Here is a 4,041-nt window from a genome sequence, read left to right as displayed (position 1 = left end):
GCAGCTTCGTGCGGGACGTGACCCGGCACCGCCCGGCGCAGCGGCTCGATTTTCTGCACGCGCTGCTGCGGGCGATTGTCGATAAGCTGCCCTATCAGGCGGGCGTGACGGCGGTGGGCACCACGGCGGCGGAAGCCTTGGCCCTGGGCGCGGGCGTGTGCCAGGACCATGCGCATCTGTTCATCACGGTAGCGCGGGCGAACGGCATTCCGGCGCGCTACGTGAGCGGGTATCTGCTGTCGGGCTCGATCTCCGGCCCGCAGGACGTGGGCCACGCCTGGGCGGAAGCCTATGTGCCGGGGCTCGGTTGGGTCGGGTTCGATGCCTCGAACGGCATTTGCCCGACGGCCTCTTACGTCCGCGTTGCCGTGGGGATCGATTATACCGATGGCTGCCCCGTGCGCGGGGTGCGCGGCGGCGGGGGCGGCGAGACTTTGGCGGTGAATGTTTCCGTCGCGCCGCTGGCCCGCAGGCCCCATGACCCCTATACTGCGACCCAACAATAACAAACCAGAAAAATACAATGACCTATTGTCTTGGAATGCTGCTGCGCGAGGGCCTCGTGATGCTCTCGGATTCGCGCACGAATGCCGGCATCGATCAAATCTCGACGTTTCGGAAGATGCGCGTCTGGGATGAGGCGGAGGATCGCACGATCCTCATGGCGACCTCCGGCAATCTGGCGATTAGCCAATCGGTCGTGCATTACGTGAACGATGGTTTGGTGCTGCCGGGCCAAGAGACGCGCAGCACGATGGCAAGCGTGCGCAATCTCTTCGAGGCGGCGCAGCTCGTCGGCGAGGCTATCCGCACCGTGCATCGTATCGACGGCGAGCGGCTGGAAGCCAAAGACGGTAGCGGCTTTTCCATCTCCTGCCTGCTCGGCGGCCAGATTGCGGGCGAGGCACCGCGCCTCTTCCTCATCTATTCGGCGGGCAATTTCATCGAAGCGACGGTGGAAACCCCCTATTTCCAGATCGGCGAGACCAAATACGGCAAGCCGATCTTAGACCGGGCGCTGAGCTACGATCTGGCGCTGACCCAGGCGATCAAGCTCGGGCTGATTTCGATGGATTCAACCCTGCGCTCGAACCTATCGGTTGGCCTGCCGCTCGATCTGGTGCTGTACCGCACCGATGCGCTGCACCTGGAAATGCACCGCAAGATCGATGAAACCGATCCCTATTTCAGCATTATCCGCCATCAATGGTCGAGTTCGCTGAAAAACGCCTTTGCCGCCCTGTCCGATCCGGTTTGGTGACGCGTTTGTGCATGCGCGGATGATTTACACCGGCCCGAAAATCCCTAACATGGGCCGGGCGGATAATCCGCGCAACATCGCCACAAGAGCGGTGGAAGGGGGGATCTTTGACGGTTGGAGATTTGGCCGGGCCGCCGCCGCGCGGGGCCGGTAAAAGCCGCTATAGCTCGTTTCGAATCATTGGCGGGGCCTCCTTGGGGGCCTTGTTCGAATGGTATGATTTCTACGTCTATGGCGCACTCGCCACCGTTCTCGGCCATGTTTTCTTTCCGCCGATCGACGAAAGTTTCGCCTTTTTCGCCAGCCTGGCTGCGTTCGGCGCGGGGTTTGCCGTGCGGCCCTTCGGGGCGCTGGTCTTCGGTTGGCTGGGCGATTACATCGGGCGGAAATACGCGTTTTTGCTGACGATTCTGGTCATGGGCACGTCGACCGCGATGGTGGGGTTGCTGCCGACCTATGAGCAGATCGGCATTGCCGCGCCGATCTTGCTGGTGGCGCTGCGCCTCGCCCAGGGGCTCGCGCTGGGCGGCGAGTATGGCGGCGCTGCGATTTTCGTCGCCGAACACGCACCGCCGCACCGGCGCGGTTTTCACACGAGTTGGATTCAGACGACGGCAACCTTGGGCTTCTGCTTATCGCTGCTGGTGGTGTTGCTCTGCCGCAGCAGCCTTTCGCCAGAGGAGTTCACCGAGTGGGGCTGGCGGCTGCCGTTCATCGCCTCCATCCTCCTGCTCGCGCTCTCGGTCTATATCCGCGTCCGCCTGCACGAATCGCCCCTGTTCATGGATTTGAAGGCGCGCGGCCAGACCTCCCGCAATCCGATTTCCGACTCGCTGATGCGCTGGCGGAATTTACGCTGGATTCTGCTGGCCCTGTTCGGGGCGACGGCGGGGCAAGCGGTGATCTGGTATGCCGGGCAGTTCTATGTGCTGTTCTTCCTACAAAGCACGCTGAAAGTGCCCCACGATACGGCGACGATGTTGGTGGCGGCGGGGCTCTTGCTGGGAACGCCCTTTGTGGTGCTGTTCGGCTATCTCTCGGATTTGATCGGGCGCAAGCCGATCATGATAACCGGCTGCCTGCTGGCGGCGCTGAGTTTTATTCCCGTGTTCAAGGGCCTGACCCTCGCGACCAATCCGGCCCTAGTGCGGGCGGCGCAAACCGCGCCCATTACGGTGAGCGGCGACGGTTGTTCCGGCATGCTGTGGCGCAAGGACACGCATATTTGCGACCTCGTGCGCACGCAGTTGGCGCGCGGCGGCATTCCTTATAGTTGGGCGGCGATTGACGGGGCACCGTTGACGGTGAAGATCAACGGCGTTTCCATTCCGATTGATGAGACGCTGCTGGGCCTCACTCAAGCGCTGCGAGCCTCAGGCTACCCGGAGCGCGCTGACCCCGAGCAGATCAATATCCCCGTAGCGATTGCCCTGTTAACGCTGCTGATGATCTTCGTCGCGATGGTCTATGGGCCGATTGCCGCCTTTCTGGTGGAGCTTTTTCCAACGCGGGTGCGCTTTACCTCGCTCTCCTTGCCCTATCATTTAGGCAATGGCTGGTTCGGCGGGCTTTTGCCGGTGATCGCCTTTGCCGTGGTGCTGGAAACGGGAGATATTTACTCTGGGCTTTGGTATCCGATCATCGTTGCGGCGGGCTCGGCCCTGATCGGCGCTTTCTTTTTGAACGAAACCCATAACCGCAGCTTAATGCGCGTGACGCACCCCGTCGGCACCGCCCAAACCGCGCCCCCTGCGGTCGAAAAATGATCGCGATTGTTTCAACGCCCCCGCTGTGGCACAAGGCGGGACGTTTTTATGTGATCTGAAGGGAGTGGGGCGAGATGGCCTCTTATCAGTATGTCTACGTGATGAAGGGGCTCTCGAAAGCCTATCCCGGCGGCAAGACGGTGCTGAAGGACGTTTTGGCTCAGCTTCCTGCCCGGCGCAAAGATTGGCGTGATCGGCCCGAACGGCGCGGGGAAATCGACCTGATGAAAATCATGGCCGGGCTCGATAAGGAATATGGCGGGGAAGCCTGGGCGGCCGAAGGCGCCAAGATGGGCTACCTCTCGCAAGAGCCCTACCTTGACCCCGCGAAAGACGTGTTCGGCAATGTCATGGACGGCGTGAAGGAGATCAAATCGATCCTCGATCGTTTCGAAGCCGTCTCCGCCCGTTTCGGCGAGGACCTGACCGACGACGAGATGAACGCGCTGATTGCCGAGCAGGCCGAGTTGCAAGAGAAGATCGACGTTATGGATGGCTGGGATCTCGACCGAACCGTCGATATCGCTATGGACGCCCTGCGCTGCCCGCCGCGCGACGCCGATGTGACCAAGCTGTCCGGGGGCGAGCGTCGCCGCGTCGCTCTCTGCCGTCTGCTGCTGGAAAAGCCCGATCTGCTGCTGCTCGATGAGCCCACCAACCATTTGGACGCCGAGTCGGTGGCCTGGCTGGAGCGGTTCTTGCACGATTATAAGGCACCGTCGTGGCCGTGACCCATGATCGCTACTTCCTTGATGAAGTGGCCGAATGGATTCTCGAAATCGAACGCGGCCAATGCCTGCCGTTTGAAGGCAATTATACCGGCTGGATGCGCGATAAGCAGAAGCGCCTGGAACTCGAAGGCAAGCAGGAAGAAGCCCATAAGAAGACGCTCGACCGCGAGTTGGAGTGGGTTTCCCAAAGCCCGAAGGCCCGTCAGGCCAAATCCAAGGCGCGCCTCGCGTCCTATGAAGAGATGGTCAATCAGTCGAAGGAAAGGCCCCGGATTCGGCGCAA

General features: G+C 61.5%; 3 protein-coding genes and 1 pseudogene. All 4 read left to right on the top strand.

Features of this window, described 5'->3' with window-relative positions; translation table 11 throughout:
- Nucleotides 1-506: transglutaminase-like domain-containing protein (locus VZ95_RS16110; RefSeq protein WP_045776766.1), on the top strand; the 506-nt coding region annotated here is incomplete at its 5' end.
- Nucleotides 507-523: 17 nt separating this feature from the next.
- Nucleotides 524-1,261 carry a peptidase gene (locus VZ95_RS16105; protein WP_045776764.1) on the top strand — a complete coding sequence of 246 codons (738 nt, stop codon included), beginning with the start codon at nt 524-526 and terminating at the stop codon, nt 1,259-1,261.
- A gap of 107 nt (nt 1,262-1,368) precedes the next feature.
- Nucleotides 1,369-3,027, top strand: a complete 1,659-nt coding sequence (locus VZ95_RS16100) for an MFS transporter (RefSeq protein WP_232302703.1) — start codon at nt 1,369-1,371, stop codon at nt 3,025-3,027.
- A 74-nt stretch (nt 3,028-3,101) separates the two neighbouring features.
- Nucleotides 3,102-4,041 (top strand): annotated as a pseudogene (locus tag VZ95_RS16095) (ATP-binding cassette domain-containing protein); the annotation flags it as partial.

Source organism: Elstera litoralis (genome assembly GCF_000963705.1).
Classification (GTDB): Bacteria; Pseudomonadota; Alphaproteobacteria; order Elsterales; family Elsteraceae; genus Elstera; species Elstera litoralis.
The sequence above is the reverse complement of the archived record's forward strand: the minus strand, read 5'-3'. Positions and strand labels throughout refer to the sequence as shown.

Coding starts and splice junctions, on each gene's coding strand:
- VZ95_RS16105 (WP_045776764.1), top strand. CDS start 524: ATGACCTATTGTCTTGGAATGCTGCTGCGCGAGGGCCTCGTGATGCTC.